Raw genomic sequence first — 18,468 nt, 5'->3', positions numbered from 1 at the left:
AATGGCGCTCGATATCTACCGGAAGAAGCGCGACTTCAAGAAGACGGCTGAACCGGAGGGCGCTGCGACGCCGAAAACGGGCGGGCGCTCCTTCGTCATCCAGAAGCACGCGGCGCGGCGGCTGCATTACGACTTCCGCATGGAGGTGGACGGCGTGCTGCGCAGCTGGGCTGTTACGCGCGGACCGAGCCTCCTGCCCGGCGAAAAGCGGCTGGCCGTGCATGTCGAGGATCATCCCCTGGAGTATGGCGACTTCGAGGGCACGATCCCGATAGGCGAATATGGCGGCGGCACCGTGATCGTCTGGGATCGCGGCACCTGGGCGCCGATCGGCGACGCTGAGAAGGGCTACAGGAAAGGCCATCTCGACTTCGAGCTGACGGGCGAGAAGCTTGGTGGCCGCTGGCATCTGGTGCGGATGGCGGGAAAGCCCCGCGAGAAGCGGGAGAACTGGCTGCTGATCAAGGGCGACGACGACTTCGCCCGTGGCACCGACGAACCCGATATCCTGGAAGAACGACCGGAATCGGTGAAGACGGGCCGGGTCATCGCTGACGTGGAGAACGAGAAGCCAGGATGGTCGTCGAAGACCGGCAGGATCGCGAAAGCCCCGGAGGAGGAGCAGACGACGAAGCGTTCGGCTGCCAAGGCCAGTGCGCGGCCGGTACGCGGCGTGAAGGCGGCAGCGGGCAGCAAGGCGAAGGCGCCGGCCGCCGATGCAGGCGACAATGGCGCCAGCCAAGCCGAGGCAGAAGCCGCCGCTCCGGCGAAGGGCGGCCGCAAGACGGCGATGCCCGGGTTCATCGAGCCGCAACTGGCGACGCTGCGGGCCGAGGCTCCATCGGGAGATCGCTTTATCCACGAGATCAAGTTCGACGGCTACCGCCTTCAGGCACATGTCGCCAATGGCAAGGCGAGGCTGCTGACCCGAAGCGGGCTCGACTGGACCGATCGCTTCGGCGGCGCCGTGGCCGATGCGCTGGCCGCGCTGCCGGTCGCGGAGGCAGTGATCGACGGCGAACTGGTGGTCGAGGGCGGTGGCGGAGCGTCGGATTTCTCCGCCCTGCAGGCCGATCTGTCGGAGGGTCGCTCCGACCGATTCGTATACTACGTCTTCGATCTGATGCATCTCGACGGGCGCGACCTGACCGGCGCGGCGCTGATCGACCGCAAGGCCGCACTTGCGCGGGTGCTGCACGCCGCACCGGCCGCCCTGCGCTTCAGCGAGCATTTCGACGAGGACGGTGAGATGATCCTCCGGCACGCCTGCCGGCTCAGCCTCGAGGGGGTTATCTCCAAGCTGCGCGACGGCAAGTACCGCCCGGGCCGCGGGCGGGACTGGATCAAGTCGAAATGCTCGGAGCGGCAGGAATTCGTGGTCGCCGGGTATGTCCCTTCCACGACGTCGGACAAGGCGATCGGGTCGCTGGTGCTCGGTCACCATCAGGGCGGCGCGTTCATCCACGCCGGGCGCGTCGGCACCGGCTTTTCGCGCAAGGTCGCCGAAGGCCTTCTTGCGCAACTGAAGCCGCTGGTGCGCGACACGTCGCCGTTTTCCGGTCCGCTGTCGGCCGAGGCGCGACGCAACGTGCGCTTCGTCGAACCGAAACTGGTGGCCGAAGTCGAGTTTCGGGCCTGGACCGGCGACGGCGTGTTGCGGCATGCCTCTTTCCGCGGGCTGCGGGAGGACAAGGCGCCGGAAGCGGTGACGCGGGAGGATGGGGGCACCCGGAAGGGTGGGGATGCGCTGCCGCGGTGGACGGTGAAACTCACGCACCCGGACCGGATATACTGGAAGGATGCCGGCGTCACCAAGCAGGGACTGGCAGCGTATTACAGCGAAGCCTGGAGGTTCATGGCACCCCATGTCGTGCATCGCCCCCTCGCGCTGTTGCGCTGCCCGGGCGGCGTCGGCGGTCAATGCTTCTTCCAGAAGCACGCGTGGAAGGGGATGAATGCACGGATTCTCACGCTGCACGATCCGCAGGACACATCTGGAGAACCGATCGTGGGCATCGACGGTTTCGACGGGCTGATCGGGCTGGTGCAGGGTGGGGTACTGGAAATCCATCCCTGGCAGGCCTCGCTCGACGATCTGGAGAAGCCCGACCAGATCGTCATGGACCTAGACCCCGGCGAGGGCGTGACGTGGGAGGCGATGATGACAGCGGCACGCGAGGTGCGCGAGCGGCTGGAGGCCGAAGGCCTGGCCTGCTTCCTCAAGACCTCCGGTGGCAAGGGGCTGCACGTCGTCAGCCCCGTGCAGCCTGTGGCCGGCTGGGACGAGGTGAAAGGCTTTGCCAAGCGCATCGCCAACGAAATGTCGGCGGACAGTCCAGAGCGCTTCGTCGCGACTGTTTCGAAGGCGAAGCGAAAAGGCAAGATTCTCGTCGACTATCTGCGCAACGGCCGCGGCGCCACCGCAGTCGCGCCCTATTCGACACGCGCTCGCGACGGAGCCGCGGTATCGATGCCGATCGAGTGGGATGAGCTTGGATCGAATATCGGCCCCGCCACCTTCACGGTAATGAACGCAGCCGCGCGGCTCGCGAATCTTCCTGCGGACCCATGGGCCGATTTCCGCAAGGCGCAGGCACCGATCGGAGCAAAGGGAAAGCCGGCAAAGAAGCTGGCGAGTCGCGGCAGGCACTCAGCGTGACGAGCAGCGGCCGGGTCCGCAAGGGGCTGCAGCCGCGCCTTGGGTGGCCAGCCGTCCGGTCGCTCATTTCTTCTTCGCGCCCTTCTTCTCCTGTTCGACGCTGCGCCGCAGCGCATCCATGATCGAGACGACGTTGTCCGGCGTCACCGGCACCGGTTCCGGTGCCGCCCTCTTTGGCGGCTTCCGTTTCTTGCGCTTGGCCTCGATCAGGTCGAGGAGCTTGCCTTGTACCGGGTCCTCCACCATCGCCGGGTCCCAGTCCTTCGTCCGCTCGTCGATCAGCTTCTTGACCAGCCGCATCAGCCCGGCCTCGGGCTTTTCGCGCTCGACGCCCTCGAAGTCGGCCTCGCGCACCTCGTCGCCGAAGCGCAGCGTCCAGGCCAGGATACCTTTGCCGCAGGCTTCCAGCATCACCGCGCGCTCGCGACGGAAGAGAACCACGCGGGAGATGCCCACCATGCCCGTGGTGCGCATGGCGTCGCGGATGACGGCGAAGGCCTCTTCGCCCACCTTGTCGTCAGGCACCAGGAAGTAAGGCTTGTCGTGCCAGATCCAGCCGATCGAATCACGCGGTACGAAGGTCTCGATGTCGATGGTATGGGTGCTCTCGAGCGCAATGGAATCGAGTTCCTCATCCTCGACGACGAGATACTCGTCGTCGCCCTTCGGAAAACCGTGCACCTGATCTTCGTCCCGGACCACCTTTCCCGTTTCCGCATCGACGTATCGGTTGCGGACCCGGTTGCCCGTGGCGCGGTTGATGGAGTGGAAGCGAACCTTCTCGCTCTCGCTGGTGGCGGGGGTCATGGCCACGGGGCAGGTGACGAGCGACAGCTTCAGATAGCCCTTCCAGAAGCTGCGTGGTGCCATGTCTGTCCATTCCTGACCTTCGGTTTCGATCCGGGAGGAACGTCGCCGCAGCAAGAGCGTTCCGGAGCGACATGGAAGGCATGAAGGCAGTGCCATCTGTCTCACCGTGACCGCGGATTCGTGAGACGGAGGCGACCGGCACAGGCGGACCGGAGCTCCCACCAAGGCCAGCGATCGACGATGGATATGGGACATGTGGGAATGGCTGGAGAACAACAACGGCGCGGTCAGCGCCCTCGCGAGCATCCTGACACTGCTCGTCTGGACGCTGTACTTCCAGCTGCTCTACAACAACTACCGGCGGCTTCGACGCCCGCGCATCCTGATCAACCGGGGCGCCGGCCAGACTGCTGAGGCGAGGTGCATCGTCGCCAACATGAGTGCGGAAGCGATTTACATCGAGGCCGTGCTGATCTCGTTCGGGGACGAGAGTGACGCGGACCACCCGACCGTCTGCTCGCTGAGCGAACTCGATACCACCTCATCGCAGGACGATGTCGACCCGCGCCGCGCGTGGCTGCAGGGCCCGCTGCAGAGCGGCGAGCTGATCGACATCGGCTCCTACCAGAGCCTCATGGACAAGGCGGCCGATGGGACGGGCGGAGCAGGCGAGGACGGAGCCGGCAGAACCGAGGCTGCGACGCTGACGGTGACGGTGGTCGCCACATACCTGTCCGAGGACGGACTCGTTGCGGCGGAACGAGTGTTCGATCTCGACCGCGACGTGCGGCCGACGCGCCTGAAGCCCCGCTCCACCTCCGCCCGCCAGATCCGGTCGGCGAGCGCCCGCCGTTCGATCGAACGCCTCATGATGAGGCGCAATATCCGCCCGATAAGGGCTGTGGCAGAAAAACGGCCTCACTCGCGCTGACGGCGAGCAAGCAGGTGGAACTTTCCCGCCGGAGACGCATTGTTGGATGGGGCACGGGGGAGCACCGATACATGTATCAGTAGAGCCATGCCGCGCACTGCGCGTGGCTCCCGAGGGTGGAGCGCAATGTCACCGGACAACGAGATCGTCAGTCTGATCCCCGCCTTGCGCGCCTTTGCCCGGACCTTTTATCGAGATCCCAGCGACGCCGACGATCTCGTGCAGGAGACGCTTACCAAGGCGCTCGCCAAGATCCATCAGTTCGCGGAAGGCACCAGCATGAAATCGTGGCTGTTCACGATCATGCGCAATACCTTCTACACCCGTATACGGCTTGCCAACCGGGAAGCTCCCGGCGCCGCAGACGATGCCGCGGCGCGGCCTGCCATCGATGCGACGCAGGAATGGTCGGCCAGGCGACACGAGATCGCCGTCGCGCTCTCGCGGCTTTCGGACCAGCAACGCGAGGTTCTGGTGCTGATCGGCGTCCTCGGCATGAGCTATGACGAGGCGGCGGAGATATGCGGTTGTGCGATGGGCACCATCAAGAGCCGCCTCAACCGCGCGCGCCTGCGACTGCTCGAGGAACTGGGCGAGACCTCAAGCCGCTCGACGGTGGAGCGCGCCCAGGTTCACCCCGTCGCATCGATGTTCTCGTCCGGAAAGATGGGCTGAGGCAGAGCAACGCAAGCGCCGAGAGCGCCGCAAACATGCTCCGAGAAAGGCGCCGCCTGCGGCGACGTCCTGAAGGGCAACGCTGCCTGCCCTAGCGTCGGTAAAGCGCCGCCGATAGCGACGCCCTGACGGGCACCGCAGCCGGTCCGAGCGTCAGGAAGGCGCCGCCAGTAGCGACGCTTTGCTTCACACGCCTAGCGCGCAATGAGCTGGTGGAAGCTCTCGCGCAGGCCGGCGATCTCCTTTGAAACCACGAGACCGAGGTTGCGCTCGTCGAACAGCGTGAACCACTCGTCCCACTCGACGATCTCGGGGCGACCGAAATCCGTCGGGCGGTCGGCACCCTGATCCTGATCCTCGTAGGATTGCTGGTCGAAGACGAGCATCAGCACCGGGTCGTTGTTGCCGATCAAAGGCGCCGCCGGACGGATCGCCGGCGATCCCATGCGCGCGGCCGCCCATTCGCGAATTTCCTGGTGATCGGTCAGAACCCTGGTCTCGGCCATCGTCGTCTCCTTCTGTCATTCCGCGCGCGTCTCGCGCGGGCTTCAAACTTTCTTCTTGCGCGGAGCGGCGGGCTTTCTGGCGGTCGGGGCGGCCTTCTTTGCCGCGCCGTCGGCAACGATGCCGGCAGCAGGCTCCGCCGCCGGTACCTTGCGCCGCACTCGGGATGCAGGCGCGGCGTTTGCGGGGTTCACGCCCGTCTCCTCACTGGCGAGTTCGCGTTCAGCGCGCGCCCAATGTTCCGCTTCCATACCGTCCGGCCGTCCCTCGGCTTCCCATATGCGGTAGGCGCGCTGGCGCAGTTGCTCGTCTCGGTTCATGTTCATCGGTGCAGGTCCCTTTCTCTCGTCCGGTTCCACAGCGCCCTACCCAGAACTGCCGGGCGACGGGGATGTTCGCGTCTGGCCTTTCGGCTGCCCAGATTACCACCGGTCCGGGCCGCGTTCCATCGTCAGGCGAAACCGACAGCAATGGAGAACGGCGGCAATTCGACGCCGTCGGCAAGCACCGTGACCGTTTCCGCAGGATCGGCATGAAGAAGCGGAACGTCGAGGGCCGGCGCCCGCCGCGGCGCTTTCGACAGATTGGCGCGCATCTGCAGCCGCGCCGAGCCGAGGACCCAGTCGACCGCGACGACGCCGTCCCGTGCAGAGCGGATGCTGCCAGTGTTTCCACCTGCAGAAGCGAGAGCCGGCACAATCGACCCGCGGCGGATTCCAAGAAGGTGGCGGAGGTGGTCGAACCGCAGCCGGCCGCTGCCGAGTGCAGGCTTCGACCAGTCGAGCCTGGAGGCGGCGAAGGTTGCCGGATCGTTCGGGTCCGGGATGTTCCGATTGCCGTCACCATCGCGGAAGGCAGCAAACTTCGAGAACTCCTTTCGCCGTCCCTCGGTGACAGCTTTCGCCAGAGCGCCGTGGAAGTCGGTGAAGAAGAGGAAAGGCCGGTCCTCGGCGAACTCTTCGCCCATGAAGAGCAAGGGAATGTGCGGCGAGAGCAGCAGAACTGCGGTCAGCACGCGCGACAGATCGGGCGACGCGAGGTGCGGCAGCCGCTCGCCGAAGGCACGGTTGCCGACCTGGTCGTGGTTCTGCAGGAAATCCACGAAGGCGGTCGGAGGGAGATGGGCGCTCGGCATCCCGCGGGGGCGGTCCCATTGCGGCGAGACCTCGCCCTGATAGGCGAAGCCTTCGGCCAGCGCGCGGCCGAGCAGGGCTGTCGGGTCATCCTTGAAGTCGGCAAAGTAACCGTCTGTCTCGCCCGTCGCGATGACATGGGCGATGCTGTGGAAGTCGTCGTTCCACTCGGCGGTGTAGCCGGTGACGGCACCATGCTCGCCGCGGTCGTGCAGGAAAGTGACGTTTCGGTTGTCCTCCGTCGTCAGGTGGACGTGGCGGTCCGAAAACCGCGCGCGCACCCGCTGCCCGATCTCCACGAGGAGATCGTCTGCGACGTGGTCGACAGCGTCGAGCCTGAGGCCGTCCAGCCTGTACTCGTCGAGCCAGTAGAGCGCGTTCTCGATGAAGAAACGCCGGACCGGATCGGCGTCGAAGGCGATGGCTGCTCCCCAAGGGGTGTGGTCTTCCGGGTGGAAGAAGTCCGGTGCATAGAGCGAGATGTAATTCCCATCGGGGCCGAAGTGGTTGTAGACCACGTCGAGCAGCACCATCAGGCCGCGCGCATGGGCGGCGTCGATAAAGGCCTTGAAGCCTTCCGGGCCGCCATAGGCGCGGTGGGGAGCGTAGGGCAGGACGCCGTCGTAGCCCCATCCGCGGTCGCCGGAAAACTGGGCGACCGGCATGATCTCCACGGCGGTGACGCCGAGTGTCGCGAGATGGTCGAGCTTGCCGATGGCGGCGGAAAAGGTACCCTCGTCGGTGAAGGTGCCGACATGGAGTTCGTAGATGACGGCCTCTTCCCAGGGACGGCCGGTCCAGTCCGGCTCGGACCAGTCGTGGGCGGCGGGGTCGACGACCAGCGACGGCCCGTGCACGTCGCGTGCCTGCGCGCGAGACGCCGGATCCGGGACTGCGAGGCCGTCCGGCAGAACGAAGGCGTATTCGGCTCCAGGCGCAACGCCTTCGGCGACATGTTCGAACCAGCCATCGCCGACGCTTGCCATTGCTCGATCGGTGCCGGCCACCCGGAGCGTGAGAGCTTTCAGTCCGGGCGCCCACAGGCGGAAGCGAACCCTGCCGCCGTCGAGAACCTGTGCGCCCCAGGAGAGCGAGACGCTCCGCTGCTGCATGTCTGGGTTCACGCTCTCGTCTCCAGCAGCATCAGCGTCCGCCCGTGTGCTGCGATCGGCCCGTCGACCGCCTCGCCGTCCACGAGCGGGTCGGCGGTGTCGAGAAGGCGGCGCCAGCCGGACGAAAAGTCTTCGGGCAAGGTGAACTCGACATCTTCGTAGTGGGCATTGAAGACGATCAGCAGCTTCTGCGCGTCGTTAAAAAGGAGCATGGCGAAGGCCCGCGTGTGCGGCTGGTGCCAGTCTTCATCACCCATCTGCTCGCCGTCGGCGCGCAGCCAGTGCACGCCGCTCGCTCCGTTTGGCCGCGGATCCCCATGCAGGAAGAAGCGCTGGCGCAACAGCGGCTGGTCGAGGCGCAGCGCAATCACCTTGCGCATGAAGTCGAAGAAGGCCTGGTCGCGTTCATCGATCCCCTCCCCCCAGCGCAGCCAGTTCATCTCGGCATCCTGGCAGTAGGAGTTGTTGTTGCCGTCCTGGCTGCGACCCAGTTCGTCGCCCATCAGGATCATCGGCGTGCCCTGCGACAACAGAACGGTAGCAGCCAGGTTGCGGCGCATCCGGTCCCTCAGTTCGATGATTTCCTCATCCTCTGTCGGGCCTTCGGCGCCGCAGTTCCAGGAAAGATTGTGCGAATGACCATCGCGATTTTCCTCGCCATTCGCCTCGTTGTGCTTGTCGTTGTAGCTGACGAGATCCATGAGCGTGAAACCGTCGTGGGCGGTGACGAAGTTGATGCTTGCCCAGGGACGGCGGCCGCGTTTCTCGAAATCACCGGCGGAACCGAGAAGACGTCCCGCCAGGTCGGAGGCGATTCCCTCGTCGCCCTTCCAGAAGGCGCGGGTGGTGTCGCGATACTGGTCGTTCCACTCCGCCCACATCGGCGGGAAGTTGCCGAGCTGGTAGCCGTCATTGCCCGTGTCCCACGGTTCGGCGATCAGCTTGACCATCGACAGGACGGGATCCTGCCGCACGGCATCGAGGAAAACGGCGTTCTGGTCGAAGCTGTCGCGGTCGCGGCCGAGGGAGCTGGCGAGATCGAAGCGAAAGCCGTCGACATGGCAGTCCTGAACCCAGTAGCGCAGCGAATCCATGACCATCTGGAGCACGCGCTGATTGCGCAGGTTTACCGTGTTGCCGCAGCCGGTCGTGTCGAAATAATAGCGCGGGTCGTCGCCCAGCAGGTAGTAGCTGGCATTGTCGATTCCGCGGAAGGACAGCGTCGGCCCCATCTGGTTGCCTTCGGCCGTGTGGTTGTAGACGACATCGAGAACGACCTCGATGCCGGCCTCGTGCAGCCGCCGCACCATCAGCTTGAAGTCGTGAATGCCCGAGCCCGGAGCGATGAAACGGGTGGCCGGCGCGAAGAAGCCGATGGTGTTGTAGCCCCAGTAGTTGGAGAGGCCGCGCTCGATCAGGTGGCGGTCGTCGAAGAAGGCCTGCGAGGGCATCAATTCGATCGCGGTCACGCCGAGCTTGACCAGGTGATCGATGGTGCGCGGATCGGCGAGGCCCGCGAAGGTACCGCGGAACTGCTCCGGCAGTTCGCGGTTCAGCGCCGTCATGCCCTTCACATGCGCCTCGTAAATGATCGTCTCGTCCCAGGGGCGGCCCGGGCGCACGTCGTTGCCCCAGGTCACCGCCGGGTCGACCACGACGCATTTCGGCATGACGAAGGCCGAGTCGCGGCGGTCGAAGGAGAGGTCATCGCGCGGATGTCCGATCCGGTAGCCGAATACGGCGTCATGCCAGCGGATTTCGCCCCGCAACTCGAGCGCGTAGGGATCGAGAAGCAGCTTGTTCGGATTGAACCGGTGGCCGGCGGAGGGCTCGTAGGGGCCGTGCACGCGGTAGCCGTAGAGCTGGCCGGGCCGTATGTCGGGCAGGTAGCCGTGCCAGACTTCGTGGGTGAACTCCGGCAAAGGCACCCGCTCGATCTCGCGACGGCCGGTGCCGTCGAAGAGACAGAGTTCCACCTTGGTGGCGTTGGCGGAAAAGAGGGCGAAGTTTACGCCCGAGCCATCCCAGTGAGCGCCGAGCGGGAAAGGCGAGCCCGGCTTGATCTGTCCGTTTCGGCGCATGCTGCTCCTAGTTGCGTGGAGCGAGGATCACCACTGCGAGCGGGGGCAGGTCGAGCTCCAGCGAATGTGACCTGCCGTGCCAAGAAACGGCGTCGGCAATGACAGGTTCCCTCGTTCCGCCGCCGGAACCGCCATATTGCTGTGCATCACTGTTGAGGCGAACCGTCCAGGCGCCATCCTTCGGCGCACCGATCCGGTAGCCGGGACGCGGCACCGGCGTCATGTTGCAGACCACCACGACCGGTTCGCCGTCACGGCCGCGGCGAACGAAGGAATAGACGCTGTTCTCCGCGTCGTCGGCGCCCAGCCAATCAAAGCCCTGGGGGTCGCAATCGAGTTCGTGCAGCGCAGCACTCGACCGGTAGAGCGCGTTCAGGTCGCGGACCAGCGCTTTCAGGCCGGCGTGCATGGGATCGTCGAGCAGGTGCCAGTCGAGCGACTGGTCGTGGTTCCATTCGCGCTCCTGGCCGAATTCGCAGCCCATGAAGAGCAGCTTCTTGCCGGGGTGCGTCCACATGAAGGAGAGGTAGGCGCGCAGATTGGCGAAGCGCTGCCAGCGGTCGCCCGGCATCTTGCCCAGCAGCGAGCCCTTGCCGTGCACCACCTCGTCATGGCTGATCGGCAGGACGAATTTTTCCGAGTAGGCGTAGACCATGCCGAAGGTCATCTGATGATGGTGGTGCCGGCGGTGGATGGGGTCGAGGCTCATGTAGGCGAGCGTGTCGTGCATCCAGCCCATGTTCCACTTGTAATCGAAACCAAGCCCGCCATCGGCGACCGGCTTGCTGACGCCCGGCCACGCCGTGGATTCCTCGGCGATGGTCAGCGTGCCCGGATGGCGCTCGAGAATTCGCTGGTTGGTTTCGCGCAGGAAGGCGATGGCGTCGAGATTCTCGTTGCCCCCATGGCGGTTGGGAATCCACTCGCCTTCCTTGCGGCTGTAGTCGAGGTAGAGCATCGAGGCGACGGCATCGACACGCAGCGCGTCGATGTGGAACTGGTCGAGCCAGTACAGCGCGCTCGCCTGGAGGAAGTTGGACACCTCCGTACGGCCGAAATTGTAGATGAGCGTATTCCAGTCCTGATGGAAGCCGAGGCGCGGATCCTCGTGCTCGTAGAGGGCTGTGCCGTCGAATTTGGCGAGACCGTGCGCGTCGGAGGGAAAATGCGCCGGAACCCAGTCGACAATCACGCCAATGCCGGCCTGATGCAAGCGGTCGACCATTTGAGCGAAGGCTTTGGGCGAGCCGAAACGGCTCGTCGGTGCGAACAGACCGATCGGCTGGTAGCCCCAGGAGCCGGTGAAGGGATGCTCGGTGACGGGCAGAAACTCGACATGGGTGAAGCCCATTTCCTGGACATAGGGGATGAGGAGATCCGCCTGGGCGTCGTAGTCGAGGATCTCGTTGTCGGCGCCGCGCCGCCAGCTGCCGAGATGAACCTCATAGATGGACACCGGCTGGTTCGTCGCGTGGCGAACCTCGCGCTGGTTCATCCAGCCTTCATCGCCCCATTCGTAGCGAGGAAGGCCGCAGACGACGGATGCGGTTGCCGGTGGCTGCTCCGCCGCGAAGCCGACCGGATCGGCCTTCAGCGGCAGGACCTCGCCATGGACGCCGAGTACCTCGTACTTGTAGGTCTCGCCGATCTCCAGCCCGGGAACAAACAGTTCCCAGACGCCGATGCCGACCCGCTTGCGCATCGGATGGCGGCGACCGTCCCAGCTGTTGAAGGGACCGACGACGCTGACGCGGCGCGCATTGGGCGCCCAGACGCAGAAGACGGCGCCACGAATACCGCCGACCTCCGCCGGGTGGGAACCGAGCCGCTTGTAGAGTTCGGCGTGCCGGCCTTCGCCCATCAGGTATTCGTCGAGTTCGCCGAGGATGGGGCCGAAGGAATAGGGATCGTCGATCGTCCAGCTGTGTTCTCCCGCCACGAGCCTCAGGCGGTAGTCGAACCGTTCCATGCGCCCGTCGAGCGTGGCGGAAAAGAAACCGTCCGGATGGACGCGGTCGAGAATACCGGCAACGTCTCCCGTCGCGCGATCGACAACGGCGACTTCGCCCGCTTCAGGCGCGAACACATTCACCACAACCGGATCGCCGTTGCCGCCATGCATGCCCAGAACGACGAAGGGATTGCCGTGCCGCGCACCGACGATGGCGTGGATGTCGGCGGCGGAGGGGGCGGACGTATTGGCGTTCGCCATGCTCATGCTTCGGCTCCCGTGGTTTCGAGGAGGTCGAGGAGCCCGCGCAGCGGGATGTCGACCCAGGTCGGCCGGTTGGCGAGTTCGTAGCTGACCTCGTAGGCCGCCTTCTGGATCTGGAACAGTACAAGCATGTCGCGCTCGAACCGTTCGTCATCGGCATGCGTCGGACAGCCGGCGATGGTGCCCCGATAGGCGTCCAGGAACGCACGGCTCGTTTCCTCCCGCCACCGCATGGCACGCGCGAGCGCGCGTTCGTCTGCCGGGATTGCCAGAGGCCCGCGCAGACGTACCACATCAGCAGCCAAATAGTCGATCGAACGCAGCATGCCGGCGACGTCGACGAGCGGAGACGTCTTGGCGCGTCGGTCCTCGATCGATCGGCGCGGCTCGCCTTCGAAGTCGATGATGACGATGTCGTCGGCCGCAATCAGCACCTGCCCAAGGTGATAGTCGCCATGGACGCGCGAGCGCGCGCCTTTCGGCGCGTGGCCAAGGCAGGCAGTCAGGCGATCGTCGAACTCCTTTCGACGGGAGAGGACCGCTTCGATCATCTCGCCCGCTTCGCCCTTGCGGTCCGTGCCTTCCAGCGCATGCAGCGCCTCCTCAAGGTCGGCGCGCGCGGCGGTAACCCAGCCTTTTACGTCCGCCTTGATGGTCTTTTCGATCCGGAACGCGTCGTCGTCAGTCTCCGTGGCGAGCGCCTTGTGCAGTTCGGCTGTCCGCCTGCCCAGCAGTCCACCAAGATTGAGCGGGAAGAAGAAGGGCTCGGCATCTCCATCCGTGGTGGCGACGCCAGTGGATATCATGTCCTCGTTCTCCAGGTCGCGCTGGAGAGCCGCCGACAGAATGTCCCAGGCATCGCCCTGGTTGCGGACGAACTCGAAGGCAGTTGCCAGCACGGTCGGCTCGGCGCCGTCCGCCTGATGATCGATCGAGCCGAGATAGGCCGGCATGTGTGCGAAGCCGCCGACATTGGTGAGGAAACGCGCCATCTCGACCTCCGGCTGGATGCCGTCGCGCAGCCGCCGGTAGATCTTGAAGATGATGGAGTCGCCGAAAGCGACGGAGACGTTCGACTGTTCCACGCCAAGCGCGCGCGCAGCCCCTGCGTCCGCATAGACGTCCGGGCGCCCGTTGTTGTCGAAGTGGACCGTCCCGCCCGTGGCGGAGATGTCCTTTCCGTCCTTCATTGCACCCAGCACCGACTGGCCGAAGCCATCGTCATGGGCGGCATCGACGAGGGCGCCGAGACGTGGTCCCTGGCGGAGCTTCGCCAGCGTGTAGGACAAGGTCGGCGCTCCGAAGGTGAGATTGTCCTCGCCCCACCGGGCGGAGAGCGGCATGAAATAGCGCTGGACCTCGCCGCCGGAGTCGACATGGCATTCCGCCAGCAGGTGGCGGCCGCCTTCGATCTCGGCGATCGGCTTGATCGTGGCCGAACCGATCGTTCTGTCCTTGCCGGCGAACCAGCGCTGCAGTCGCAGGAATTGCGGCAGCGTATCCGATTCCAGCAGCCTGCCGCCCGAGCCTGACAGAGCAGTGGTCACTCGGCCGTCCCTCGTGGTCAGGGTGACGAAGTCGGGCAGGACCTCAGGCACCTGCTGATGCCAACGCGGCGCCTCGGCCTCGTCGGCCAGAAGCAGCCAGTAGAAGCCGAAGGCCGGGAGCGTGAACAGATAGGGCAAGTCGCCGATCGGCGGGAACGGCGAGCGTCCGTTGAGTTCGATCGGCACGGCGCCCTTGAATCGCGACAGGTCAAGCTCGACGGCCTGCGCCTGGCGGGACAGGTTGGCCACGCACAGGATCCGGTCGTCGCCGTGCTCGCGCACATAGGCAAGAATCTTGCGGTTGCGGGGGTAGAGCAAGGTCATCGTGCCGCGACCGAAGGCGGTGTGCTGCTTGCGCACCTGGACCAGCTTGCGCATCCAGTTGAGCAGCGACGACGGGTCCTGCTGCTGGCTTTCGGCATTGACCGCCTGATAGCCGTAGATCGGATCCATGATGACCGGCAGGAACAGCTGCTGCGGGTTGGCGCGCGAGAAGCCGGCATTGAGGTCCGGAGACCATTGCATCGGCGTGCGCACGCCGTCGCGGTCGCCGAGATAATAGTTGTCGCCCATGCCGAGCTCGTCGCCGTAATAGACGATGGGCGTGCCGGGCATCGACATCAGCAGCGAGTTCAACAGCTCGATCTTGCGGCGGTCGTTCTGCAGAAGCGGCGCGAGCCGCCGGCGAATACCGAGGTTGATGCGGGCGCGGCGATCTTCCGCGTACGTGCGCCAGAGGTAGTCGCGCTCCTGGTCGCTGACCATCTCGAGCGTGAGCTCGTCGTGATTGCGCAGGAAGATGCCCCACTGACAGCCTTCAGGGATCTCAGGCGTCTGGCGGATGATGTCGGAGATCGGATAGCGATCCTCCTGTGCCAGAGCCATGTAGATGCGCGGCATCAGGGGGAAGTGGAACCCCATGTGGCACTCGTCGCCGTCGCCGAAATAGGGGCGCGTGTCTTCCGGCCACTGGTTGGCCTCGGCGAGCAGCATCCGGTCGGTGTAGTGGGCATCGAGTTCGGCGCGGATCTTCTTCAGGACCTCGTGCGTCTCGGGGAGGTTCTCGTTGTTGGTGCCCTCGCGCTCCACCAGGTAAGGGATCGCGTCGAGCCGCAGCCCGTCCACACCCATGTCGAGCCACATGTGCATGACCTTCAGGACTTCCCGCAGGACACGCGGATTGTCGAAGTTCAGGTCGGGCTGGTGCGAGTAGAATCGATGCCAATAGAAGGCGCCGGCGACCGGGTCCCAGGTCCAGTTGGACTTCTCGGTGTCCAGAAAGATGATCCGGGTCTCCGGGAATTTTGCATCGGTGTCGCTCCAGACGTAGAAGTCGCGTGCGGCGGAGCCGGGCTTGGCCTGCCGCGCCTTCTGGAACCAGGGGTGCTGGTCCGAGGTGTGGTTGATTACGAGTTCGGTAATGACCCGCAGCCCGCGCCGGTGTGCCTCGGCCACGAAGGCGCGGAAGTCGCGCATGGTGCCGTAGGACGGATTGATGGAGCGGTAGTCGGCGATGTCGTAGCCGTCATCGCGCAGCGGCGAGGGGTAGAAGGGCAGGAGCCAGATCGCCGTGACGCCGAGATCCTGGATGTAGTCCAGGCGCTTCATCAGGCCGGCAAAATCGCCCATGCCGTCGCCATCGGAGTCCTGGAAGGCCTTCACGTGCACCTGGTAGATGATCGCGTCGCGATACCAGTCCGGCTGGCTGCGATCGATCGCACCATCCATCGAGTTGCTGCCATTCTTCATCAAGTTGTCACCGGTCCAAAGAGGCGCCAGACCGCATAGGGCCGGGCATGGGGGTCGAGAGTCAGCCTGTGGTTCTTGCCATACCAGGCGAAGCTGTTGCCGTTCACGAGGTCCTGCACCTCGACTGCGCCGTCATCCGGCAGGCCGAATTGCCAGAGCGGGACTTCGAAGTCGAAGTCCTGCGCGTTGTGCGGATCGAGGTTGACGTGGAACAGGAGGTAGCCTCCCGACTCCGGCGAGCCCTTCGAATAGGAGAGGACATTCTCGCTGGAGGTCTTGTGGAAGCGCAGGGACGTGAAATCGCGCAGCGCCGCATGCTCGCGACGCAGCCGGTTGACGAAGCGGATGTCATCCTTGATGTGGCCGGGCCGATCGAAATCCCACTCCCGCAGCTGATACTTCTCCGAATCCAGGTACTCCTCCTTGCCCGGCAAAGCGGCAGCCTCGCAAATCTCGTAGCCATTGTAGATGCCATAATTTCCGGCAAGCGTCGCGGCCATGAGCAAGCGCGTGCGGAAGCCGGGTCTGCCGGCGGTCTGGAGGTAGACGGGATTGATGTCGGGCGTGTTCGCGAAGAAATTCGGCCGCATGTAGTGGCGACACTCCTCCTGCGTCAGCTCGGTCAGATACTGCTCGAGCTCCCAGTCGAGGTTGCGCCATGTGTAGTAAGTATAGGATTGGGTGAAACCGGCCTTCGCCAGGCGTTTCATGACCTTTGGCCTCGTGAAGGCTTCCGAAAGGAAGATCACGTCGGGATGCTTGGCCCGGATCTCGCCGATCACCCATTCCCAAAACGGGAACGGCTTGGTGTGAGGATTGTCGACGCGGAAGATCTTCACGCCGTGACCGGTCCAGTAAAGCAGGACGTCCCGCAGCGCTTCCCACAGCCCCGGAATGGACTCGCGGTAGAAGTGAACGTTGACGATATCCTCGTATTTCTTCGGTGGGTTCTCCGCGAACTTGATCGTCCCGTCCGGCCGCCAGTCGAACCACTCCGGATGCTCCTTGATCCAGGGATGGTCCGGTGCGCACTGGATCGCAAAGTCGAGAGCGATCTCCATGCCGTGCTCGGCGGCGGCCTGAACCAGTCGATCGAAATCCTCGATAGTGCCGAGTTCGGGATGAATGGCGTCGTGCCCGCCCTCCGCCGAGCCTATCGCATAAGGGCTGCCTGGATCGTCGCCGGTCGGCGTCAGCGTGTTGTTGGGTCCCTTGCGGTTGATCCGGCCGATCGGGTGGATCGGCGTGAAGTAGAGCACATCGAAGCCGAGGTCCTTCACGTATGGCAGACGCCTGATGACGTCGTCGAACGTGCCGTGGCGACCAGGTTCGAAGGATTGGGAACGCGGCATCATCTCGTACCAGGCGCCGAAGACAGCGCGTTCGCGATCGACGATGACATCGAGAATGCGCTCGTACCAGGTGAGGCTGTTGCGTGGAGCGAAGCCCTTCATCACGCCCGCGGTCTCCTCATTCAGGAGAACCGCCAGACGGCGTGCTTCATCCGTCTCCGCGTCAAGAGCTTCCACGAGTTGCCGCAAAGCAGGCGCGCCGGCGGGGTCGCGTGGCTCGAGCGCAGCCTCGCGCACGAGCGTCGCCCCCTCCACCGCCTCCAGGCTGACGGACTGGCCCGCCTGGAGCTTCTTTTCCACGTCGCGGCGCCAGCCCGCGAAGAGGTCGCGCCAGCCGATGATGGTGTACTCGTGATCGCCGATCGCGGGAAAGACGACATCGGCGCGCCAGCGGTCATTGACCTCGAACTCGAGCGGCGCCTCCGTCCACTGATTGGAGCCCTTGCGCCGCCAGAGCAGCGCAGCGTCGATGACGTCGTGGCCCTCGCCGAAGACATCCACCTCGACCGGAAAGGGGTGGCCCTCCGCCGCCTTGGCCGGGAAACGGCCGCCGTCGATCTCGGGATCGATTCCCTCGATGGCGATACGGCGTTCCGCAAGGTCGCGGAGCCGCGGGTCGGCTACTTTGCGCATTCCGCGGGCCGTCGACGCGAGCGACTTCCGTTCCGAGGTTCTGGACATGGGACTCATGACCCCATTGAGCGCAGCGCACAGCGCGAGCGGGGGATCGAAATCAGGCCGGAGCAGCCGAGGGTCCACGCGTCGCAAGTGCGGGCGTGGCGCGCACCCTCGATCCGGGTCGCGATGCTTGCAGGCATGGGCTCTCCTTCCGTCCAGCAGACATTGCCCAACCCGACGGCCGGAAAAAGGTTCCGCTGCGGTGGATGCACAACTCCGGTCGAGGGAGATCGCGCCGAATATTTACCAAAGGCGCAGGAACAACCGCGGGTCGGAAGACGTTCGTCCGATTGCGCGACATGCGCCACAAAGACGAGGAGGAAACCGATGCCCGACGAAACCAGTCCGTCTGCGGAACCCGGCCCCGCCGGCAGTCCCACGATCGGCTCACCGATCTGCTTCGTGACGGAGGATGGCGCGACCGTGACCATCTTGCTCGACCCGGCCCAATCAAGTGCAAACCCGTCCGATGCCCTGGTCAAGGCCAAGGACGCGGTCCGCTGCCTCGCCGATGCCTTCGGTCGCGCGGAACGCCGCATGTCGGCGCGACCGGACGAAACGGGAGCCGTCTTTCGTTCGTGGGCCTACAGGTCCTGATACGGTCGCATCCACGATGATGCAGCGCGGGCGGCCTCGATCTCAGGCCGCCCTCATGCCGTTCCGGTGTCGCGTCCCTCGGAGCCGTGCGTGTCTGCCTCGGTTTCCCCGACGGCGCGACTGAGGCCGGCGGAACGAGAAGCGGTGGTCTGGACCGGAGTACGTCGCTCCTGTCTCTCGGGTGCTTGCTGCGCCAGGCGCGAAACGATGTCCCATGCGGCGTCGAGCACGGTCTCCCTTGACGGCTCGACGTCCTGTGCAGCCGCGAGATGGAAGTCCGCGGTGACGCTTTCGCCGTCGCCGGCGATGAAGCGGACCGAAAAATGCGGTGTGGCGGCATCGCCATGTCGGACGATGTGCGCTTCGAAGCGGGGCATTCGGTACCTCCTGCGGATCTCCGAAGAACACCTCCGGAGGTTGGATGT

At 65.0% G+C, this 18,468-nt stretch carries 13 protein-coding genes; 4 read left to right on the top strand and 9 right to left on the bottom strand.

The window, feature by feature from the left end:
• Nucleotide 1: 1 nt before the first annotated feature.
• Nucleotides 2–2,659: a DNA ligase D gene (gene ligD, locus N1F91_RS00755; RefSeq protein ID WP_289988368.1), complete on the top strand. Its 2,658-nt coding sequence runs from the start codon at nucleotides 2–4 to the stop codon at nucleotides 2,657–2,659.
• A 63-nt stretch (nucleotides 2,660–2,722) separates the two neighbouring features.
• On the opposite strand, the gene N1F91_RS00750 is transcribed toward ligD, so the two are convergent.
• A complete protein-coding gene (locus N1F91_RS00750; RefSeq protein WP_289988366.1) occupies nucleotides 2,723–3,529 on the bottom strand; it encodes a Ku protein in 807 nt (268 codons plus the stop codon).
• Between the two features lie 193 nt (nucleotides 3,530–3,722).
• Here N1F91_RS00750 and N1F91_RS00745 point away from each other — a divergent pair, with 193 nt between their 5' ends.
• On the top strand, nucleotides 3,723–4,400 hold the full coding sequence (locus N1F91_RS00745; RefSeq protein ID WP_289988364.1) for a hypothetical protein: 678 nt from the start codon (nucleotides 3,723–3,725) through the stop codon (nucleotides 4,398–4,400).
• An 87-nt stretch (nucleotides 4,401–4,487) separates the two neighbouring features.
• Nucleotides 4,488–5,075 carry a sigma-70 family RNA polymerase sigma factor gene (locus tag N1F91_RS00740; protein WP_289988362.1) on the top strand — a complete coding sequence of 196 codons (588 nt, stop codon included), beginning with the start codon at nucleotides 4,488–4,490 and terminating at the stop codon, nucleotides 5,073–5,075.
• A gap of 194 nt (nucleotides 5,076–5,269) precedes the next feature.
• On the opposite strand, the gene N1F91_RS00735 is transcribed toward N1F91_RS00740, so the two are convergent.
• From N1F91_RS00735 to N1F91_RS00705, 7 genes are all read right to left on the bottom strand, one after another.
• A complete protein-coding gene (locus tag N1F91_RS00735; protein ID WP_289988359.1) occupies nucleotides 5,270–5,581 on the bottom strand; it encodes a hypothetical protein in 312 nt (103 codons plus the stop codon).
• A gap of 42 nt (nucleotides 5,582–5,623) precedes the next feature.
• The gene (locus tag N1F91_RS00730; RefSeq protein ID WP_289988358.1) at nucleotides 5,624–5,899 is read right to left on the bottom strand and encodes a DUF2934 domain-containing protein; all 276 of its coding nucleotides are present in this window, start codon (nucleotides 5,897–5,899) and stop codon (nucleotides 5,624–5,626) included.
• A gap of 131 nt (nucleotides 5,900–6,030) precedes the next feature.
• Nucleotides 6,031–7,836, bottom strand: coding sequence for a malto-oligosyltrehalose trehalohydrolase (treZ, locus tag N1F91_RS00725; RefSeq protein WP_354670511.1), 1,806 nt, complete (start codon nucleotides 7,834–7,836; stop codon nucleotides 6,031–6,033).
• Nucleotides 7,833–9,905 carry a glycogen debranching protein GlgX gene (glgX, locus tag N1F91_RS00720; RefSeq protein WP_289988355.1) on the bottom strand — a complete coding sequence of 691 codons (2,073 nt, stop codon included), beginning with the start codon at nucleotides 9,903–9,905 and terminating at the stop codon, nucleotides 7,833–7,835. Before glgX ends, treZ begins: the two co-directional genes overlap by 4 nt.
• A gap of 7 nt (nucleotides 9,906–9,912) precedes the next feature.
• Nucleotides 9,913–12,123 (bottom strand): 1,4-alpha-glucan branching protein GlgB, encoded by a 2,211-nt coding sequence (gene glgB, locus N1F91_RS00715; protein WP_289988353.1) that lies wholly within the window; start codon nucleotides 12,121–12,123, stop codon nucleotides 9,913–9,915.
• The gene (gene treS / locus N1F91_RS00710; protein WP_289988351.1) at nucleotides 12,120–15,416 is read right to left on the bottom strand and encodes a maltose alpha-D-glucosyltransferase; all 3,297 of its coding nucleotides are present in this window, start codon (nucleotides 15,414–15,416) and stop codon (nucleotides 12,120–12,122) included. The genes glgB and treS overlap by 4 nt, the downstream gene beginning before the upstream one ends.
• Nucleotides 15,416–17,401 carry an alpha-1,4-glucan--maltose-1-phosphate maltosyltransferase gene (locus N1F91_RS00705; protein ID WP_289988349.1) on the bottom strand — a complete coding sequence of 662 codons (1,986 nt, stop codon included), beginning with the start codon at nucleotides 17,399–17,401 and terminating at the stop codon, nucleotides 15,416–15,418. Before N1F91_RS00705 ends, treS begins: the two co-directional genes overlap by 1 nt.
• Before the next feature lie 372 nt (nucleotides 17,402–17,773).
• On the opposite strand from N1F91_RS00705, the gene N1F91_RS00700 reads away from it, so the two are divergent.
• Complete coding sequence (locus N1F91_RS00700; RefSeq protein ID WP_289988348.1) at nucleotides 17,774–18,043, top strand: hypothetical protein; 270 nt, start codon at nucleotides 17,774–17,776, stop codon at nucleotides 18,041–18,043.
• A 53-nt stretch (nucleotides 18,044–18,096) separates the two neighbouring features.
• Here N1F91_RS00700 and N1F91_RS00695 read toward each other — a convergent pair whose 3' ends face one another.
• Nucleotides 18,097–18,420: a hypothetical protein gene (locus N1F91_RS00695; RefSeq protein WP_289988345.1), complete on the bottom strand. Its 324-nt coding sequence runs from the start codon at nucleotides 18,418–18,420 to the stop codon at nucleotides 18,097–18,099.
• Nucleotides 18,421–18,468: the final 48 nt, after the last annotated feature.

It is taken from the genome of Aquibium sp. ELW1220 (assembly GCF_030398385.1).
Classification (GTDB): domain Bacteria; phylum Pseudomonadota; class Alphaproteobacteria; order Rhizobiales; family Rhizobiaceae; genus Aquibium.
This window is presented reverse-complemented; position numbering and strand designations above follow the sequence as displayed.